The sequence below is a fragment of the Natronobacterium haloterrestre genome (genome assembly GCF_900112205.1).
In the GTDB taxonomy this organism is placed as follows: domain Archaea; phylum Halobacteriota; class Halobacteria; order Halobacteriales; family Natrialbaceae; genus Natronobacterium; species Natronobacterium haloterrestre.
In genome coordinates this window covers 167,362-186,785 of sequence record NZ_FOKW01000005.1, presented here as the reverse complement: position 1 = coordinate 186,785, position 19,424 = coordinate 167,362, and the positions used below count along the sequence as shown (strand labels likewise).

General features: G+C 67.3%; 16 protein-coding genes. 7 read left to right on the top strand and 9 right to left on the bottom strand.

Features of this window, described 5'->3' with window-relative positions; genetic code table 11:
• Positions 1-223 precede the first annotated feature (223 nt).
• Entirely contained in the window at positions 224-829 is a 606-nt protein-coding gene (gene pspAB / locus BM113_RS11600) for a PspA-associated protein PspAB (protein ID WP_089788163.1), read from the bottom strand.
• A gap of 180 nt (positions 830-1,009) precedes the next feature.
• On the opposite strand from pspAB, the gene BM113_RS11595 reads away from it, so the two are divergent.
• A complete protein-coding gene (locus BM113_RS11595) occupies positions 1,010-1,660 on the top strand; it encodes an SWIM zinc finger family protein (RefSeq protein ID WP_089788161.1) in 651 nt (216 codons plus the stop codon).
• 6 nt (positions 1,661-1,666) lie between these two features.
• Here the strand turns inward: BM113_RS11595 and BM113_RS11590 are convergent, their stop codons facing one another.
• Entirely contained in the window at positions 1,667-2,041 is a 375-nt protein-coding gene (locus tag BM113_RS11590) for a CBS domain-containing protein (RefSeq protein WP_177209154.1), read from the bottom strand.
• Between the two features lie 138 nt (positions 2,042-2,179).
• Between BM113_RS11590 and BM113_RS11585 the strand changes: the two genes are divergently transcribed.
• Positions 2,180-4,015 carry an acyl-CoA dehydrogenase family protein gene (locus BM113_RS11585; protein ID WP_089788158.1) on the top strand — a complete coding sequence of 612 codons (1,836 nt, stop codon included), beginning with the start codon at positions 2,180-2,182 and terminating at the stop codon, positions 4,013-4,015.
• Here the strand turns inward: BM113_RS11585 and BM113_RS11580 are convergent, their stop codons facing one another.
• Positions 4,016-5,044, bottom strand: coding sequence for a CPBP family intramembrane glutamic endopeptidase (locus BM113_RS11580; RefSeq protein WP_245758033.1), 1,029 nt, complete (start codon positions 5,042-5,044; stop codon positions 4,016-4,018).
• Positions 5,045-5,143: 99 nt separating this feature from the next.
• Here BM113_RS11580 and BM113_RS11575 point away from each other — a divergent pair, with 99 nt between their 5' ends.
• On the top strand, positions 5,144-6,040 hold the full coding sequence (locus BM113_RS11575) for a winged helix-turn-helix domain-containing protein (RefSeq protein ID WP_089788155.1): 897 nt from the start codon (positions 5,144-5,146) through the stop codon (positions 6,038-6,040).
• A 4-nt stretch (positions 6,041-6,044) separates the two neighbouring features.
• Here BM113_RS11575 and hjc read toward each other — a convergent pair whose 3' ends face one another.
• From hjc to BM113_RS11560, 3 genes are all read right to left on the bottom strand, one after another.
• A complete protein-coding gene (gene hjc, locus BM113_RS11570) occupies positions 6,045-6,566 on the bottom strand; it encodes a Holliday junction resolvase Hjc (protein WP_089788153.1) in 522 nt (173 codons plus the stop codon).
• 59 nt (positions 6,567-6,625) lie between these two features.
• The gene (locus tag BM113_RS11565) at positions 6,626-7,471 is read right to left on the bottom strand and encodes a CPBP family intramembrane glutamic endopeptidase (RefSeq protein WP_089788151.1); all 846 of its coding nucleotides are present in this window, start codon (positions 7,469-7,471) and stop codon (positions 6,626-6,628) included.
• Between the two features lie 112 nt (positions 7,472-7,583).
• Positions 7,584-12,029, bottom strand: a complete 4,446-nt coding sequence (locus tag BM113_RS11560; RefSeq protein WP_089788149.1) for a PAS domain-containing protein — start codon at positions 12,027-12,029, stop codon at positions 7,584-7,586.
• Between the two features lie 217 nt (positions 12,030-12,246).
• Here BM113_RS11560 and BM113_RS11555 point away from each other — a divergent pair, with 217 nt between their 5' ends.
• Positions 12,247-12,504, top strand: coding sequence for a DdfA family disk-determining factor (locus BM113_RS11555; protein WP_089788147.1), 258 nt, complete (start codon positions 12,247-12,249; stop codon positions 12,502-12,504).
• A 60-nt stretch (positions 12,505-12,564) separates the two neighbouring features.
• The gene (locus BM113_RS11550) at positions 12,565-13,389 is read left to right on the top strand and encodes a PAS domain-containing protein (protein WP_089788145.1); all 825 of its coding nucleotides are present in this window, start codon (positions 12,565-12,567) and stop codon (positions 13,387-13,389) included.
• 86 nt (positions 13,390-13,475) lie between these two features.
• Here BM113_RS11550 and BM113_RS11545 read toward each other — a convergent pair whose 3' ends face one another.
• On the bottom strand, positions 13,476-14,783 hold the full coding sequence (locus BM113_RS11545; RefSeq protein WP_089788143.1) for an adenosylhomocysteinase: 1,308 nt from the start codon (positions 14,781-14,783) through the stop codon (positions 13,476-13,478).
• A gap of 62 nt (positions 14,784-14,845) precedes the next feature.
• Here BM113_RS11545 and BM113_RS11540 point away from each other — a divergent pair, with 62 nt between their 5' ends.
• Complete coding sequence (locus BM113_RS11540) at positions 14,846-15,148, top strand: hypothetical protein (RefSeq protein WP_089788141.1); 303 nt, start codon at positions 14,846-14,848, stop codon at positions 15,146-15,148.
• Positions 15,149-15,176: 28 nt separating this feature from the next.
• Here the strand turns inward: BM113_RS11540 and BM113_RS11535 are convergent, their stop codons facing one another.
• Complete coding sequence (locus BM113_RS11535; RefSeq protein ID WP_089788139.1) at positions 15,177-16,520, bottom strand: hypothetical protein; 1,344 nt, start codon at positions 16,518-16,520, stop codon at positions 15,177-15,179.
• A gap of 149 nt (positions 16,521-16,669) precedes the next feature.
• Complete coding sequence (locus BM113_RS11530; protein ID WP_089788138.1) at positions 16,670-17,974, bottom strand: amidohydrolase; 1,305 nt, start codon at positions 17,972-17,974, stop codon at positions 16,670-16,672.
• Between the two features lie 327 nt (positions 17,975-18,301).
• On the opposite strand from BM113_RS11530, the gene BM113_RS11525 reads away from it, so the two are divergent.
• Positions 18,302-19,399, top strand: a complete 1,098-nt coding sequence (locus tag BM113_RS11525; RefSeq protein ID WP_089788137.1) for a stage II sporulation protein M — start codon at positions 18,302-18,304, stop codon at positions 19,397-19,399.
• Positions 19,400-19,424 lie beyond the last annotated feature (25 nt).

Sequence of the window (19,424 nt, the reverse complement as noted above, 5' to 3'; positions counted from 1 at the left end):
TGGAACGGATCTCCGGCGTCGTACGGGGTCGTCGGGCCACTGCGGAGCCGCGGGGCTCGAGGGGACGTCGTTCGGAAGGGGGAACGGAAGGGGGAAAACCCGGCAGGCACCGAAGACCGCTGTGTATGGCGCAGCGATGATGATGTGGCGTCGGCGTCCTGCCGTACTTCCTCCTTCCGGTCCCAGGGTAATACGAGCTCTTCCAAAAGAATTTGGTTCCCTCTCACTCCCAGGGATGCGTCCCGCTCGCGCTCGGCCACAGCGGGTACCAGTACTCCTTGTCGCGTTCGATCTCGAGTTCGCCGTCAAGCGCCGACTCGAGTTTGAACTCCGCGCTGGAGTCCCGTTCCCGGCCGGACCGAGGCGCGAAGGGGTAGTACGCGCCTCGGCGGAACGAGTAGATCCAGTAGGCAGGGCCGTCACGGCCCCTGTAGGCGAAGACCGCCGCGAGCAGTCGCGAGCCGTAGCCGTGCTCGATGAACGTGTCCGCGGCGAAGTGCATGCTCGTGATCAGGTCCTCGGGGTCGTCGTCCTCGAGGACGACCCAGTGGTAGCCGTGGTCGTCCTCGGAGACCGAGAACGCGGTGCCGGTCTCGTCCTGTCCGGCCTCGAGGATGGCTTCGACCTCGTCGACGGTTTCCCGGAAGCTGTGGGAGTCGACGCCGGAGAAACAGAGCGCGCCGACGTCGGCCGACTCGTAGCCGAGTTCAGCCTCCATCGTCAGGTAGGCGGTGCTCATCCCGAACAGGTCGTCGGGGTCGGCGTCGCGGCTCGCGTCGGCTTCGGCACGGAGGCCGAGGGCGGCCCGGAGTCCGTCCAGCAGTCCCATACCCGAGTCAACGGAGTCCTCCCTTTAGAACTTCCCGAGGCGATCCGGAGCGTTCCGATCGAATCAGGTCGGAATTCCGGACGGACAGTCCCGCTAACACCCGGCGGGGCCGTTATAGGGCTCGAGTGCCTAGTGAAGTCGAATAGCCCGCCGACCGACTGCGAGCACCCCGATGCATCCATGAAAACAAAAGCATCACCGAAAGCACCGCTTCCCGTATCGTCTCCCGACGTCGACCGCCTCGAGCAGCGATCGCTTCGGGCCCGCACCGAACCGATGTCGGTGCTCCCGCTGGGCGACGGACTCTACGAGGTCGAATCCGCCAGCGACAACACCTATCTCGTCGACCTCGAGGCCGGACGCTGTACCTGTCCCGACCACGTCTTCCGCGGCGGTCGGTGCAAGCACGTCCGTCGCGTCGCCATCGAGATCACCGAAGGACGCACGCCGCCGCCGGGCGAAATCGCGCTAGAGTGTCACGACTGCGACGCGCCGGTGTTCGTCGACGAGGACGAGGCGATCGAACCGGCCTACTGCGACGAGCACGCGATCTACCCGGGCGATACCGTCGTCGACCGCGAGACGGGCGATCGGCTCACCGTCGTCGACGTCTCGGAGTACCGGGCCGACGCGGTCGAGATCCCGGCGGCCGACCGGACCGTCGCCGACTACTGGACGAACGAGGACTACGACCCCGACGTGCCGGTCGTCGGCGCGGTCTACCCGCATGCAAACGTCGAACCCAACGGCGTCGTCCCCTCGTCGCTGAAGGTCTACGTCTTCCCGCGGACGCGACTCGAGAAGGCCGCGGACACGGACGGCAAGCGGTAGCCGCGCCTACGAGAGGTGCGCGGTGACGTCCGTCGAGGAGACCATCCCCACGTAGTCGTCGTCGACGACCGGGAGGTGTTTGATCCCGTAGGTGGTCATCATCGCGGCGACCTCCTCCATGTAGAGGTCCGGCGCGGCGGTCTCGACGTCGGTCGTCATCACGTCCGCGACCTCGAGGCTCGTGGGGTCTTTCCCTTCCGAGACGGCATCGAGCACGTCAGTACTGCTGATTATCGCCCGCGGGGTGGTCCGGACCACGAGCGCGTTGATGTCCTTCTCCCGCATCCGACTGGTCGCTTCCATCACCGTCGCGTCCGCCGCGATCGTCTCGAGCGGGGTCGACATGACGTCTTCGACGGTCGTTCGGTCGTCCGAAGTCATAGGGGAGCAGACGACGCCGGGGATCATGAGAGTTTCCCGCATGGAGCGGGGCGGTCGACCGCGCGGAGAAACGGACGAACACCGACGGGCCGTTTGTTTACCCCGGTTTTATCGACGTTCGTGGGGGATTACCACGGTATGAGTTCGGCCATCGACTACGGCGAGTTCGAGGAGGGACGGCACGTCAACTACTGGGACCTCGATCGCGCTATCCGGCGCGAACTCCGGCGGATCTACGCCGCCGACGAGTTCGAGTGGGCCGAACCACGACTCGCCGAGTTCGGCGACGTCGTCGGCCACACGATCGCCGACAACGCCGACTACGTCGACGACCACGGCCCCGAACTCGAGAGCTACGACAAACACGGCGACGTCGTGAACCGCGTCCGGTACCCCGCGGAACTGCTCGAGACCGAGCGTCTCGCGTACGATCGCGGGATCGTCGCCGACGCGTTCGAGGCTCCGCCGGGTCGCGACGAGCCGATGCCGCTCGCACACAACCTCGCGATGCAGTATTTGCTCTCGTATGCGGACCCCGGCTTCGACTGCCCGGTCGCGATGACCGCGGGCGCGGCGCTCGTCCTCGAGAAGTTCGACGACGGCTCGCTCGCGGACTACTACGAGGCACTGACCAGCCGCGACTACGAGGAAGTGATCGAGGGCGCGATGTTCCTCACCGAGAAGCAAGGCGGCAGCGACGTCGGCGCGACCGAGACCCGTGCGGAGTACGACGAGGAGGCCGACCGCTGGCGGCTCACGGGCGAGAAGTGGTTCTGCTCGAACATCGACGCCGAGGGGACGCTCGCGCTGGCCCGCACCGAAGGCGCACCCGAGGGGACCGACGGCCTCTCGATGTTCCTCGTTCCCCACGCCGATCCAGACGCGGCGGACGGCCCGTGGACCAAGGGCGACCGACTCGAGAACGGCCCCCTCGACCCCGACGCGGTCAACGAGCAACGCTATCGGCGGCTCAAGGACAAACTCGGGACGATCTCCGTCCCGACCGGGGAGGTCGAACTCGAGGGCGCGAAGGCCTACCTCGTCGGCGAGGAGGAACGCGGCTTCAAGGAGATGACCGAGATGCTGAACTTAGAGCGGCTGTCGAACGCCGCGGCCTCTTGCGGGATCATGGGCCGGGCGCTGCTCGAGAGCAAGATCCACGCCGCGAACCGGGAGGCGTTCGGCGAGACGATCGACCAGTACCCGCTGATGCGCGAGGACCTGGTGGACATGGCCGTCGATCACGAGGCCGCGACGGCGTTCGTCTTCGAGGCCGCGCGGCTCTTCTCCGAGCGGGAACGTGCCGAACGGGGCGCGGATACGGAAGCGGACGCCGAGGACGCCTACCGGCTCATGCGCCTGCTGATCCCCGTCGCCAAACTCCGCACCGCGCGGATGGCCGTCGACACCGCCTCCTACGCGATGGAGATCCAGGGCGGCAACGGCTACGTCGACGACTTCGTCACCAACCGTCTCCTGCGGGAGGCCCAGGTCCTGCCGATCTGGGAAGGCACCGAGAACATCCTCTCGCTGGACGTGCTCCGGGCCCTCGAGCGCGAGGACGCCCACGAACCGTTCCGAGAGGCCGTCGAAGAGCGACTCGCGTCGGTCACCCACCCGGCGCTTACCGACGCCGCCGAGACGGTCGAGGCCGAGTTCCACGACCTCGAGACGGCGCTGGTGACGCTCGCGGGCGAGGACGCCGACTACGCACAGCTGTCGGCAAAGCGGCTGGCACACTACGTCTTCGACGTCTTCACGGCGGCGCTGTTGCTGGCTGAGGCACAGGCGAAAATCGAGGACGGCGAGGGTCGACTGGCGCTCGTGGCCACCCGCTTCGTCGCGAACGAACTCGAAGACCGGGAGGCGCGGGGGATCACGAGCGGCGATCGGTTCCCGCTCGAGGCGTTCGACGCGGTCGTCCGGTACGAGGCGATTTCGGTCGAGGACCTCGAGGCGGCCCCGACCGTCTGATCAATCGTCGTCGCCAGCCGAACCGGCGGTGTCGGTCGCTTTCGGTGAGGCTCTGCCAGTAGTGCCGGGGTCAGCGATGTCCTCAACGATTCGAACGCGTCCGTGAACGGCCAGGAGCCACGTGAAGAGCAACCCGAGTACGACGATCGTTCGGAGGGCAACGAGTGCGTACGACTCCCAGAACCATTCCTCGATCGCTCCGACCACGACCAACGTCGGAAGTGTGGCATCCGCGGCCATCGGCGGGATAGAGAGCACGAGTCCATTCGTCACGTTGTATCCGAGGTGCATCCCGAGCGGGAGTGCTATCTTTCCGGTGCCCATGTACGCGATCCCCCAGACGAGGCCGAACAGCGCACTCGAGATCACGAGCGCGAGACTGCGGCCCTCGTACCCGCCACCGCCCTGGAAGACGATATGATACAGACCGAACACGACGCTACTGCCCACGAGGGCGACCGTCACTGCGCCCGTCGTCGGGTACGACCGGGTAGCCATCCCCTCGGCGAAGTTCTGGAGCATGACGCTCCGAAAAAGGAGTTCTTCGCCGACGACGTTGACGAGCAGTCCGAACAGCGAGAACGCGCCCAGTACCACTACGCCGGTGCCGGCGGCGGCTCGAAAAACCTCTGTCACCTCTCCGTAGCCAAGCGCGACGCCGACGATCGACGGAATCGCAGCCATCCCGAACCCGATCAGGAGTCCGCCGACGAGATCGGTCCACCAGGAGCACGAGTTCTCGAGTCCGTACTCCACGTACTCCCGGCGATCGATACGCTTTGCCAGCCGGAATGCCGCTCCGAAACTCCCCAGCGCGATGAGTCCCACTACGAACAGGTCGTGGCTTCTGGTGAAGGGCAGGTCCCAGGCCCGGACGACCGACCCCACAACTGAGACGTACACCGTCATCCCGACGAACGTCAGTCCGAGCATGACCAGAAACGGAACCAGCCCGCGCCAGAGCGCTCGCGGACGATCATTTCGGCTCCCATACAATACCGCCCGCAGATAATTCGAGATCGAATCCATGGCGACATCTCGGCCCTGATCGACGATAAGTGTCATCTGAGCTGCATTTAAGTTGAACTATTGACACTTTTGCCGCGTAGACTCGCTCCAGAACTCTTAATGAGCTTCCGCGACGTGTTCTCCGCCGTGTCGGAACACGGTCCGGTAGCGAGCGAACTCGAGGATGTCTTCGAGCTATTGGCACACGAACTCCGACTCGAGATTCTCCAGCGGCTCTGGGAGGCCGAGTCGGACACACTCGCGTTTTCTGACCTGTTCAAACGGGTCGACACCCGCGACTCGGGGAAGTTCAGTTACCACCTCGACAGGCTGACGCCGGCATTCGTCCGGACCGTCGACAGCGGCTACGCCCTCACGTTTGCCGGTCGAGACGTGATCGGAGCAGTCCTCTCCGGACGTTACACGGCTGCTGACCGTCTCGAGGCCGAGACCATCGAAGCCGGCTCCTGCCTATTCTGTGACGAGGCCGTGACGATCCGGTACGAGGACGGTCACTGTATCCTCGAGTGTGAGGCCTGTGAGAGCCTTATTTTTCGGCTGCCGGTCCCGCCCGTCGTTCTCGCGAGCCACGAGTCGCCAGCGGTCCCGCGTGCGATCAACGATCATCTCCGACTGCGCGTCCAGGCGTTGAATCGCGGCCTCTGCAAACTGTGTCGAGGGCGGGTCGAAGCAATGCTTACCGCGGCGTCGGCACGCGAACCGGTCGCTCACAATCCGGATCTGGACGTCACGTTCGAGTGTCGGGAGTGTGGCGACGTGACACATCTGAACGCGGGAATCGTACTGATCGGTCACCCTGTCGTCGTCGCGACGCTGTTCGACGTCGGTCTCGATCCCCGAACGACGTACATCTGGGAGCTCACCCCGTTGCTCGACCCTGACGCGGCGCTTCTCGAAGAGCCGCCGCGTCTCGAACTCGGCTTCGAGTTCGAGGAAGACCGCCTCGAACTCGTGGTCGACGACCGCTGTAACGTCGTCGACTACGCTCGACGATAGTTAGTCACTCGAGCAGGTCGGCCCCCTCCTCGATCTCCATCGTCCCCTGTTTCACGGCGTTCAGAACCCTGAGGACGTCCTCGTCGTGGCCGTCGTCCCCGTCCTCGCCGACCTCCTCGAGAGTGACCTTCTCGCTGTCGCCGACGAACTCGGGGAAGTCGGTGCCGTCGGCCAGGGCGGTCTCCTTCTTGACCCGGTAGTTGCCGCCGTCGGTGACGTGGAGGTCCGCGGGGTGGAAGAAGTACCAGTCCTCGCGGTCGAACCGGACGCCGATGCGCGGTTTCGCGCCGAAGTTCTGCGCGAAGTAGGTCAGTGCCTCGACCTCCTCGCCGGAGAGGTAGATGGGGTCGCCCGAACTCGATTTCGCCTCGATGGCGTAGAACGTCTCGCCGTCGCCGGCGAGTACGTCTGGGAGTTCGCGTTCCGTCGCGGAGCCGCTTGCAGGCGCTCGCATCACCGCGAAGCCGGCCTCGTCGAGTTCGTTGACGAGTTCCCGCTCGCGGCGGTCGCCCTTCGCGTGGGACATACACCTCTCTCACCGGCGCCGAATAATAAAGGAACGGACAGCGGTCGGGGACTCGAGGGCTATGCCAGGGCTACAGCGACGGTCCAGACCGCGTCGGCGACCTCGGCCAGCGTCGCCGGTTCGGCCTGCACTTCCTCGATGCCGTACTCGATGGCGAGATAGAGGACGGTGAACTGGAAGGCGTTGAGCACCGCGTGGGCGGCCGTCGGGACCAGGAGGTTGTCCGTCTTCGCGTAGACGTAGCCGAAAATGAGCGCGCCGCCGAACATCACCGTCAGGGACGCAAGCGTCGAGAGGAGGGAGTCGGCGAAGGCGACGTACATGGGGAAGTGGACGAGCGCGAAGATGACACTCGCCACGACGACCGCCTGCATTCGGGTGAACGCGGCGTACAACCGCTTCTGTATCACGTTCCGGAAGAGGAACTCCTCGGCCGGCGCGTTGAACAGGAAGACGACGACGATCATGATCAGGATCATCGTCTGGTCTCCCCCGATGATCTCCATTATCTGGCTTTCGGCGGCCGACACCTCGAGCAGGGTCGTGACGATGTTGAACGCGAACAGGAAGACGAGGCTGCCGACGCCGCCGGCGACGATGTACTTCCAGTCGCGTCGGGACGGAATCCGCAGGTCGATCCACGCCAACCCACGGCCGGTCGCCAGCAGGTAGAGCAGGCCGGCCAGGAACATCCCGACGAAGTTCAGGATCAGCGCGAGGGTCCGGCCCGCGATCGAACCGTTCCCGAGCCCCTCGAGCAGGGCGGGATCGAACAGGAACGCCGGCGTCGTCAAGACGTTGGCCATGAGGAGTCCGAACACGGTCAGACCGATGCCGACGAGCGTCGCCCGTACCGGCCCGTCGTCGCGCTGGTAGGAGGACGTCGACGTCGAGGGGGTTTCCATGCACGTCCCTACGGGAACTGGCCTTTTGGGCGTTCCTGTGTCGGGCGATGGGGCCGGCTCTGTAGCGGATCGTCCGTCACGCTCGTCAACACCCGCGGGCGGCGAGAGCTCGCTACTCGCCGACCGCGACCGCACCGTCTTCAAACAGCTGTCGTAACAGGCGTTGCTGGCCGATCCGGAGGTGGCGGTTGACCGTCGGCTGGCTCACCCCCAGCGCCTCGGCGACCTCCTGGCCGGTACTCTCCCGGGGCCACTCGAAGAAACCCGCGAAGTAGGCCGTCCGGAGGACCTCGAGCTGGCGGTCGGTCAAGGCGTCGAACAGCGAGGTGACGAGTTCCCGGCGAGTCTGGAGTGCGCGTTCGACGTGGCGACGACGCCGGAGGTCCGCGTCGCCGGTGTGGTCGGCGAACGTCTCGACGAACTCGCGGACGTCGGTGCCGGCGGGGACGTCGACGGTGACGACGGTCTCCGCGCCGTCGGCGACGATCGACCGGGGGCTGCCGCCGTGACGGACCAGCCACGAGGCGATGACGGGGCCGGTAACGAGTGCTTCGAATCGACAGGTTGCCTCCTCGTTTTCGTTTTCGTCTTCGTCTTCGTCTTTATCTTCGTTTTCTCCCCCGTTATCCCCGTTCGTGTCGGCACTGAGCAACCGATACTCCGACACCGACACGAGGTCCTCGAGGACCGCTGCGACCGCGTCGGGGTCGGCCCCGCGGGTCTCGAAGAACAGTAGCGCGTCGTCGCCGGAGTCGGAGTCGGAGTCGGAGTCGGAGTCGGAGTGGGTACCGAGCCCCTCGTACTCGACCCGGGCGTCGGTCAGCGACGCGATCCGGGAGAGGACGTCGGTCGAATCGGGGATCTCGAGGGTGAGTTCGACGACCGTCTCGGCGTGCAGCGCCTCGCGGGTCTTCGTCGCCGTGATCGCGTTCGCGATGGCCTCGCCGAGTTCACCGAACACCGTCCGCTCGAGGCCGGTGAACGCGTCGGGCTCGGTCGCGTACACGGTCAGGACGCCGTAGGAGTACTCCTCGACGGCCAGCGGGACGCTGACGACCGACTGGAACCCGGCCTCGAGGGCGCGCTTGCGCCAGGATTCGCGCTGGAGGTCCTCGACGACGTTCTCGACGACGGTCGTCTCCTCGTTGCTGGCGGTTCTGACGGCCGGGGGGATCGATCCGTCCCCGTCCGCGTCGCCGGCCCCCGCCGCATCGAGCGAAACGAGATCGAGGTACTCCTCGCCGTCGCCGGCCCACCCGCGGGGTTCGAGGGACTCGCCGTCCGGTCCCGACCGGCCGATCCAGGCAAACGCAACCTCTTCGACCGCGACCAGTTGCTCGGGGACGGTGCGTTCGATCTCGGCCCGACTCGTCGCGCCGATCAGCGACTGGTTGATCCGTCTGATGGTCTCGTTGATCGTGATCTGGCGTCGCAGCCGGCGGTTGCGCGCCTCGAGTTCCGCGTCGCGTTCCCGCAGGTTGGCCTCGCTCTCGAGGCGGTCGAGCGCGGCTTCGGTCGTCGCGCCCAGGGTCTCGATCAGCCGCCGGGCCTCGACGTCGATCGGCTCCCCGTCGGAGGCGACCGCGAACACGCCGTGGTCGCCGATGGGGACGACGACGGCGCTCTCGACGCCCGTCTCGAAGGCCTCGGAGCGGTCGAACGCGACCGCGTCGTCGACGACGGTCTGTACCCCCGTGACGAAGGCGTTCCAGAGGACCGAATCGCCGTTCCCGACGGCAGCCGACGGGTCGTCGCTCGAGAGCCGTTCGAACGCCTCGGTGCGTGCGATCGGGACGAGCCGGTTGACCTCGGCATCGAGCACGTAGAGGGCGACGCCCGGCGCGTCGAGGAGGTCGTCGGTGGCGTCGACGACCGTCTCCGCGACGTCCCCGACCGTCTCCGTACCGAGCAGCCCCCTGGCCACTTCGTGGAGCGACTCGAGGGCGAGTTCCCGTTCCTTCCGGTCGGTGATGTCCTGGAGCGCACCCTGGTACTTGACGAGTTCGCCGTCCTCGAAGATCGGCTCGCCGAACCCGCGGACCCACCTGATCTCGTCCGGCTCCGGCTGTATCCGCGCCTCGAGGTCGTAGATGGTCTCGCTCTCGATGGCCGACTCGAGGGCTTCGCGTACCGTCTCCCGGTCGTCCGGGTGGTATCTGTCGATCGCCTCCCAGAGGTCGGGCTCCTCGTCGTCGGGCATCCCGTGGAGCCGGAACAGTTCGTCCGTCCAGGTCGGCGTCGGCGGATCCGTCCGCATGTCGAGCTCCCAGCCGCCGATGTCGGCCATCGTCTGGATCCGCTCGAGGAAGGCCCGCGTTCGCTCTAAGTCCTGCTCGCGTTCCTTCTGCTCGGTGATGTCCTGAATGGAGCCGCGAACGGCGTCGATGTCGACGTCCCCGTCTACACCCTCGGGCGCACCGTCGTCGCGATCGTCCCCGTCCGATCCCGTCCGTGCCGCGGACTGTCGCCCGCAGTCGGCGATCGGCTCCCCGATCGTCCGCACCCACCGCTGTTCGCCGTCGGCCCGGATCAGCCGCAGTTCGAGGTCGTAGGGCTCGCCGTCCTCGATGGCCCGTTCGATCGCCGCCTCGAGTTTCGGTCGATCGTCCGGGTGGTAGTAGTCGAGCAGGCCCTCGAACCCCCGCTCGAGGTCGGTGACGGTCCCGGGCTGGAGCCCGTGGATCCGTGCCGTCTCCTCGGTCCACGTTACCTCGTGTTCGTCCTCCCGGACGTCGAGTTCCCAGCCGCCCACGCCGGCGATCCGCTGGGCCTGCTCGAGCAGTCCGCGGGTCCGCTCGAGCGCCCGTTCGTTCTCGACCTGCTCGGTGATGTCGACGATTGCCCCCTCGAGGTGCGCGAGTTGGCCGTCCTCGTCGAACACGCCACGCCCCTGTTCGCTCAGCCACCGGCGCTCGCCGTCGGCGGTCTCGATCCGGTACGTCACCCGGTAGGGCTCCCGGTTCTCGAGCGCACGCTGGACGTCGTCCCAGAGATCGTCCCGGTTCCCGACCAGGACGTCCCGTCCCCAGTTGACGTCGCCGTCGACCAGTTCCGCGGGCTCGTAGCCGGTGATCTCCTCGGCACCACCGCTGACGAACTCGAACGGCCAGTCGGGCTCGTTTCGACACCGGTAGACCATCCCGGGGACGTTGTCCATCAGCGCCGACAGCTCCTGTTCCCGCTCGCGGAGCTCGCGGTCGCGGCGCTTGCGCTCGGTGACGTCCTCGTGGAACCCGATGAAGTGGGTGACCGCCCCCGCGTCGTCCTCGAGCGGGGTGACCGTCACCCGGTTCCAGAACGGCGTCCCGTCCGCCCGATAGTTGCGAAGTTCGACGGTCGTCTGTTCCGCGGCCTCGACGGCATCACGTAGCTCGGCGGCCCGTTCGGGATCGGTCCCCTCCCCCTGGAGGAACCGGCAGTTCCGCCCGAGGTACTCCGCCGGCGAGTACCCCGTTAGCCGCTCGAACTCCTCGTTGGCGTAGACGATGGGATTGTCCGGCTCGTCGGGGTCCGTGATCGTGACGCCGATCGGTGCCGAATCGAGCGCCCGGGTCTTGAGCCGAAGCTCCCGCTCGTACTCCCGGCGCTCGAGGACGTGGCTCAACCGCCGCCGAACGCGGTCGACGAACGTCCGTTCGATCCCGGTAAACGGCGCTTCGCGTGGCTCGCGATCGACGAAACAGACTGTCCCGTAGGGCTCCCCGTCGACGTCGATCCGTCCGCCGGCGGCCCACTCGACGCCCCGGTCGGCCCAGGCTCCGCAGATGGGGTGGGCCCCGTCGGAGACCTCGAGTTCGGCCCCGGAACCGTCGGTGAATTCGACGGTCCCGTCGGTGCAATCGCCTGAATCGCCGGTGTCTTCCCGTCCGCCGTGTTCCCGTTCGATCGGCGCGTGTGCGCCCTCGAGAACGACCTCGCTTCCCTCCGCGATCAGTACCTCGTAGCGGCTCCGGTCGGGATTCCGTCGCGCGACGAACCCTGCCTCGACGCCCAGCCGTTCGCGACCGATCTCGAGGAGCCGCCGGATCGTCTCTTCGGGCTCGAGGTCGGCATCGGACGCGATCCGGTCGAGCGCCTCCCCGGAGCGTTCGTTCGCGGCCAGTTGCTCGACCCGTTCGTCGAGGACGGCCGCGAGGTCGTCGACCGCCGCCGACAGCTCGCCGAGTTCGTCGTCCCGCTCGAGTTCGGCGTCGACAGCCGGAAATCGCCGGTCCGCGTCCGCGACGCTCTCGGCGTCCTCGAGCGCGCCGGCGACCGTTCTGACGTCGTCAGTGAGGCGCTCGACGGGGCCGAGTCGATCGTTGCCGCCGGCGGCGAGCCCGAGCACCGCCGGGAGCGCGGGAAACGGGAGGGCCGAACCGATCGCGACGGGGCCGAACCGGAGGGGGTCGACGGCCGGCGTCGACTCGAGGCCACCGATGACCGCGAACGCCGCGAGGGCGACAGTCGCCGCGAGCCACCACCCGTCCCGGCCGAACCGACCGGATCGTGCGGATCGGTCGTTACGGAGCCGCCATCCGGCACCGATCGCGAGGGGCGGGGTCGAACTGTGGCACATACCCGCAATACACAGTGTCAGCGATTATATGTTGGGTGCGTTCTCGACCGCCGGACCGACCGCAACCGGTATCCGGCGGCGGGAACGCTCTCTCGCCGTCGTGCACTCGACGTCGGTCGGACCGGGTCCGGGGCTATACATGTAGCGTCCGCAGGCCGACGACCGAACGCATATAGTAAACAGGAAAATGCCCCTTCCTCGCCTTCGTTGGAGTAAGATGGTAGAATCTGCTCTGGATCACCACAACGACTCGCCCAGTCTCCGCGTCATCGATGCGCTCGCAAGCACGACCGGCACCGACCCGCTCGAACTCGATCCGCTGTACGAGGCGGTCGACCCCGAGGCCCTCGACCAGCTGTTCCGGGACGACTCGGACGCGTTCGCCGCCGTCACTTTCGAGTACGCAGGACACTCGGTCGAAGTTCGGGGGGACGGTACCATCTCGGTCGACGGAACCGTCCATGAGGCGGCGTAAGCGAGCGCCCGCCAGTCCCGCGCCCCGGCCTACGAGCACTGCGTTGCCACGACACCACCGATGACATCCCCCTCGATAACCGGCACGTTCCGCGATCAGCGCGTCGCTTCGGAATCCCTCGAGGTGCTCGCCCTCGGTACCGAGGCGTTCGTCGAGTCGATCGAGCCGCTCGAGGCACACCGGACGGACGATCCCGACGCCGAGTACGGCCCCGACCGCGAGGAGCGAGTCCACCTCCGAACCACGCCCTCGCTTGCGGCCGCCGAGTCCATCGACGGCGTCGACTGTCTCGTCTGTCAGTATCCGCTCGCGTCCGCCGAGCCGACGGCCGTCCTCGAGCGCGTTCGGCGCCGCGGGACGGTGCCGGTGCTGTTCGCGACGACGGCGCCGGACCGGGCCGCCGAGGCACGGGACGCGGCGAGCGAGTACCGCTGGACGGACGTCGTGGCCGCCGCCGATCCGGCGCGGCTACGCGACCGGCTTTCCCATCGTCTCCCGCGGCTCGCCGAGCGACGACGTCTCTCCGTGCTGTCGAAACGGTCGTTCTCGGGGCTCGAACTCGCCGGCGACGCGATCGCGATCGTCGCTCCCGACGGGACGGTCGAGTTCGCGAACCGCGCGTTCGCGGTCCAGTTCGGCGCGGATCGGGACGCCCTCTCCGGCCGTCCGTGGCAGGACCTGTTCGCGCCGTCCGCGGTCGGCCGCCTCGAGGAGACCGCGATCCCGACCGTCGAGGACGGCTGGCGCTGGAGCGGGACGGCGACGGGGCGGCGACCTGACGGTGCCGATTTCGAGGCGACCGTCCGCGTCGACGGCCTCGAGGACGGGTCGCTCGTGTTCGCCGTCGACGCGCTCGAGCAAGGACAAACCGGGTCGGAAGAATAGTCCGCTACCGTTCGCTAGTTCGCTTTCGGACCGTTCTCGAGCCCGTCGCGGCTCGCCCCGGACTCGTTCGCGAGCCGTTTTCGTCGTTACGTCCCGTGATCCCAGGAGTCCATGTACTCGCGCTGGGTATCCGTCAGGGAGTCGTACTCGACGCCTTCGGCCTCGAGTTTGATCTCCGCGATCTCGCGGTCGAGTTCGTCGGGCACCTCGTGGACGCCGGGTTCGTACTCGTCGCCGTTCTCGAGCATCTCGCGCACGCAGACGGCCTGGATACCGAAGCTCTGGTCCATGACCTCGACGGGGTGGCCGAGCGAGATGGGCGCGGCGAGGTTCACGAGTCGGCCCTCGGCGATGACGTTCAGTCGGCGACCGTCTTCCATCTCGTAGGCCTCGACGCCGTCGCGGGCCTCGTAGCGGTCGACCGCGAGGTCCTCGAGCGCGTCCAGATCGATCTCGATGTCGAAGTGGCCCGCGTTCGCCAGGAGGACCCCGTCGTCCATCTTCTCGAAGTGCTCCTCGACGATGACGTCGCGGTTGCCCGTCGTGGTGAGGAAGACGTCGCCGACCTCGGCGGCCTCGTCCATCGGCATGACCTCGTAGCCCTCCATGTGGGCCTCGAGGGCGCGGCGGGGTTCGACCTCGGTGACGATGACGTTCGCGTTCTGGCCGGCAGCCTTCTTCGCGACGCCCTTGCCACAGTAGCCGAAGCCGGCGACGACGACGTTCTTACCGGCCCACGAGAGGTTCGTCGTCATCGCGATGGAGGCCAGCGAGGACTCGCCGGTGCCGTGGACGTTGTCGAACAGCCGTTTCATCGGCGTGTCGTTGACGGCGAAGACGGGGTACTCGAGCGCGTCGTCGTCGTCCATCGCGCGCAGGCGGTGGACGCCGGTCGTGGTCTCTTCCGCGCCGCCGACGATGCCGTCGATCAGTTCGGGGTAGTCCTCGTGGATCGCGGCGACGAGGTCCATCCCGTCGTCGACCGTGATCGTCGGCTCGTGGGCGATGACGGCCTCGATGGCGTCGTAGTACTCCTCGTCGTCGACGCCGCGTTTCGCGTAGCTGGTAATCGACTCGTGGGCGTCGAGCGCCGCGGAGACGTCGTCGTGGGTCGAGAGCGGGTTGCAACCCGTTACGGCGACTTCGGCACCGCCCTCCGCGAGCGTCTCGACGAGCATCGCCGTCTTCGCCTCGACGTGCATCGCCATCCCGATGCGCTCGCCCTCGAACGGCTGGTCGTCGACGAACTCTTCGCGGACGGCCTCGAGAATGGGCATGTGCTGGGCGGCCCAGTCCATCTTGCGTCGGCCCTCCTCGCGGGCGGCCTCGACGTCGTCTAGCTGTTCGCTGATCGGCGGGTAGGCACTCCCGCGTTCGGCCTCGCTCTCGGTCATGGGTGGACTGAGTGTGACCGGAGCCAAAACGCTACCGAAGCGAACCGACGGCCGGTCGGCGGATGGTGGACGTAGACGTTGCCGTGGACGTGAACGTGACTGAGATAGGTATGGGGACGGGCAGAGGCCGACTCACGGTCCTCTCCTCCGTCGTCTCGGCCGACGAAAGCCTGCGCGGAGCGACCGCTACCCGTCGTTCGACTACCGGAAAACGGGAAAACGACGCGGCGTCGGTGGGTGAGCTGTGGGTGGCCGTCGACCCGGTTCGGTTCGGGGCCGGCGGCTTCGCCGGCGTCGGCGACGGACGACGTTTCGTGCCTCTGACAGCGATTCGATCCGGTCCGTCGGGCGACGGCGGCCCGTAGGCGCACGATAGCGTGGCCCTATTTCGGATTACGGACCGGCGTGGTCCGGCGGACCTTGCTGATCTTCGTCGTCTTCATCGTCTTCGTCTTCCTCATCGTCATCGTCTTCGTCTTCGTCTTCTTCGTCCTCCTCATCGTCGTTTTCTTCGTCCTCTTCGACCTCGTTCTCCTCCGCGTCTTCCTCGTCTTCCTCGTCCTCATCGTCGTCGTCACCGTTCGGACCGGCGTGCTCCGGCGGGCCACGTTCGGAGTCCTCGTCACCGTCCGGGCCGACGTCCTCCGGCGGGCCGCGTTCGGAGTCCTCGTCACCGTTCGGACCGGCGTGCTCCGGCGGGCCGCGTTCGTCGTCATCGGGTCCATTCCCGGGGTTGTTCTCGAGGACGAAACTCGAGACCGCCTGGCCGATGCCGCCGTCCGTCTCGTTTTGCTGGTCGAAGACGAACGCCGAGACGAGCGCGCCGAACGGCTCAGCCTCGCCGTCGTCGCCCTCGAGCGTCACCGTCGTTTCGGCCGACTCGTCCTCGAGCGTCGCGGTGATCGTCACTTCGACCGGCTCCTCGGGGGCGGGCAGTTCGACCTCGCCGTCGTCGCCGGTCGTGTACTCGCCGGTCCCGGCGTACGACGTGTTCCCGTCGTCGTTCGCGAGTGCGACGTCGACAGTTGCGTTCTCGACGTCTTCGCCGTCGCCATCCGTAATCTCTACTTCGACCTCGTCGTCGTCCTGTTCGACGTCGATCGAGAGCCCGTCGATGCTGTCGGCCCCGAGTTCGACGGTCTCGGTAGCGGAGACGTCCTCGAGGGTCGCGGTAATCGTCACTTCGACGGTCTCGTTCGGCGCGGGGAGCTCGAGTTCGCCGTCCTCGGCGACGTATTCGCCAGTACCGGCGTAGGAGGCGTTCTCGTCGTCGGTCAGCGAGACGTCGATGGTGACGTTTTCGACGTCCTCGTCATCGCTGTCGGTGACTTCGATTTCGACCTCGTCGTCGTCCTGCTCGACGTCGATCGAGAGGTCCTCGACGGTATCGCCTTCGAGTTCGGTCGTCGTCGAGACCGTTGCGTCGTCCGTCGACGCGGTGACGTTCACCTCGACGGTTTCGTCGGGCTCGGGAAGTTCGACTTCGCCGTCGTCGTCGGTCGTGTACGTCCCGGTGCCCGCGTACGAGGCGTTCTCGTCCGCGTCGTCGACCAGTTCCACCTCGACGGTGGCGTTCTCGACCGGAGTTTCGTTTGCCGTGACGGTGACCACACCGTCGTCCGATACCACGAGGGCGGGATCGTCATGCGAGTCCGCCGCGACCGTCCCGGCGGGGGCCAGGACGGACAGGACCATGACGATCGCAAGCGCCGTTGCGAGCAGTCGATAACGCTTCATCCACGCTGAAGGTTCACCGATCGGAGCATAAACCCGGTCGGCAGTTACCCCCAATTTCGATCCGTCAACGCCGATTGAAATCCGTTCTAAGAGTTTATAAAAACGTCTGAACGTTTGATTTTCGTTTACGATGGGACGGGGAAGCGTGCTCACTCGGTCGTGTCCACCCGGGCAGCCAGGTCCTCTGCCGCCTCGAGCGCGCGTTCCCGGACCGCCGACTCATCGAGAGTCAGCACCTCGCGGTCGCGCATGAGCACCTGCCCGTCACAGATCGTGTGGCGAACGTCGGCCGCGGCCGCGGCGTAGGCCAGGTGACTCACGAGGTCGTGGCGGGGCGTGAGGTGTGCTTTTTCGAGGTCGAGCACCGCCAGGTCGGCCGGCGCGCCCTCCTCGACCCGCCCCGACTCGAGGCCGAGGGCGTCGGCGCTGCCTGCAGTCAGCAGTTCGGCGACGGCCTCGGCCGGTACGGCGGCGGCGTCGTCGGCGGCGAGTTTGCCGAGCATGGCCGCGTCCCGAGCCTCGTCGAGCATCGAGAGATCGTTGTTCGAGGCCGCGCCGTCGGTGCCGAGTCCGACGGTGACGCCCGCCTCGCGCATCCGCTGGACGGGAGCCATCCCGCTTGCCAGTTTCATGTTCGAGGCCGGACAGTGGATCACGCCGGTGCCGGCCTCGGCGAGCAGGCCGATCTCGCTCTCGTCGACGTGGACGCCGTGGGCGACGAAGTCCTCGGCCTCGAGCATCCCCCTCTCGGCAGCGTAGGCAAGCGGCCGGACGCCCTCCTCTTCGACGATCGGCGTCACCTCGTCTTCGGTCTCGTTGGCGTGATAGTGGATCGGCACGCCGAGCTCGCGAGCTTTCGGGACGTACTCCTCCAGGTACTCCGCGCCGACGGTCGTCAGCGAGTGGGGCATGAACGCCGTCGAGATCCGGCCGTCGGCCGCGCCGTCGTACTCCTCGGCGATCTCGAGGCTCGTCTCCATGTCCTCGTGGGCCCCCTCCTCGTCCTTTGCGACGGTGACGACGCCGTGGCCGAGGCGGGCGCGGAGGCCGGCCTCCTCGACGGCGGCGGCGATCTCCGGGACGTGGAAGTACATATCGGCGAAGGCCGTCGTCCCGGACTTGATCATCTCGAGCAGGCCGAGTTCCGCGCCGACGCGGACGTCCTCGGCGGTCAGTTCGCCCTCCGCGGGCCAGATGTCCTCGCGCAGCCAGGCGTCCAGCGGTTTGTCGTCGGCATACCCGCGGAGCAGGCTCATCGCGACGTGACAGTGGCCGTTGACGAAGCCGGGCGTCACGAGCGAGTCCGAGGCGTTCAGTGTCTCCGCGGCGTCGCCCCCGAGGTCGGAGCCGATTTCGAGGATCTCGCCGCGGTCCCGGTCGATCAGTACGTCCGCACGGATCACCGTCGCGTCGGGGCGGAGCACCCGTCCGCCGGTGAGTGCCAGCGTGGTCATCGGTCGGGATTTTCTCGTCGCACCGCCTTATAGTGTCGAATCGGGTCGGCGGCGTGTCTGGTGGCCGTCCGGGTTGCTCGACCCGTCCGGAACTCGAGGCCGAGTCGCGCCGTCGACAGCCGTCGCGCCCGGGAATTCCCGCCGTGGCGCTCCAGGACAGCCCCTTCGTTTCGCGTGGAACGGCGTTCGACGTCGTGGGCCGGCCGGCGTACCCCGCGTGATCGGTCCGTCGGGAGCCCCCCGCGGATCCGGTCGAACCCTGCGAACTCGCCTCCGATCGTGACAGTAGGCGGCGGATTTATCCTTGTATTTCCCCAATCGTGTGGCATGAACGGCGGCCGCGACGGGACGCGCGACGCGGAGGGCGACGACCGCGACAGTGACCCCGCCGGCGACTTCGAGTTCGGCCCGGAGCGCGAACCGATCGACGACTCGAGCGCCGGTCCGGGGGCAGCGACGGACGCCGATACGGTTCGTCGGTCCGGGGAGACCCGGATCAAGGTCGACCTTCGCGACGACGACCCCGAGGGGTCGGAGCCGCCGACGTCCGATCCCGGCTTCGACCCGTCGGGATCGGGCCCCGACCCCGGTCCGGACGCCGTCCGGAACTGGTCGCTGCTCGCCGTCGCGCTCGCGGTGGCGTCGTTCGCGACGGCCGCGTTCACGTTCGCCGCCCACGACGACCTCGTTCCCGTCGCCGGGGTCGCCGGCCTCGGCGTCGTGTTCGCCGCGCTCGCGGTCTCGCCCCGGCTCGGGCACACGACGCTCCTCGAGGGGCTGTCCGCGGGCTGGCTCGAGCACCGGCGGTACGTCCGGTTCTCGGTCGCCCTCTTCGCGTTCGGGACGGTCGTCGGCGTCGTTCTCCTGCTTGCCGGGGTCAATCTGCTCGAACTCATCGCCGAGTTGCTCGAGGAAGGGCTATTCCCCGAACTCGAGGACGAGGAGTTCCAGTTGACCGCCAGCTTCTTCATTCGAAACAACTCGCAGCCGTTTCTGCTGTCGATCGTCGGCGCGCTGTCGCTGGGGCTCCTGACGGCGTTCCTGATGGTGTTCAACGGGATCGTCGTCGGCAACGTCGCCGCGGCGGTCGGTGGCGAGATCGGCGCTGGCTACATCGTCGCCGGACTCGCGCCCCACGGGATCTTCGAACTGCCCGCGCTGTTCATCGCGGCCGGCGTCGGCTTTCGCCTGCTCTACCGGTTCGGCGAACGAGTGTTCGGCTCCCGGGACGCGTTCGTCACGAAACCGTACCTCTACCGGACCCTTGCCTTCGCCGTGTTCGGGTGGCTCCTGCTGGTACTCGCCGCGTTCGTCGAGGCCTACATTACGCCCGAACTCCTCGAGTTGCTGTTCGCCGATCAACTGGCGGGAGCCGGGGCCGGGGCCGAGGCCGCACCGCCGGACTCGAGTTCGTCGCTGCCCTGATTCCGATCCGCAACCCGGATCGGCG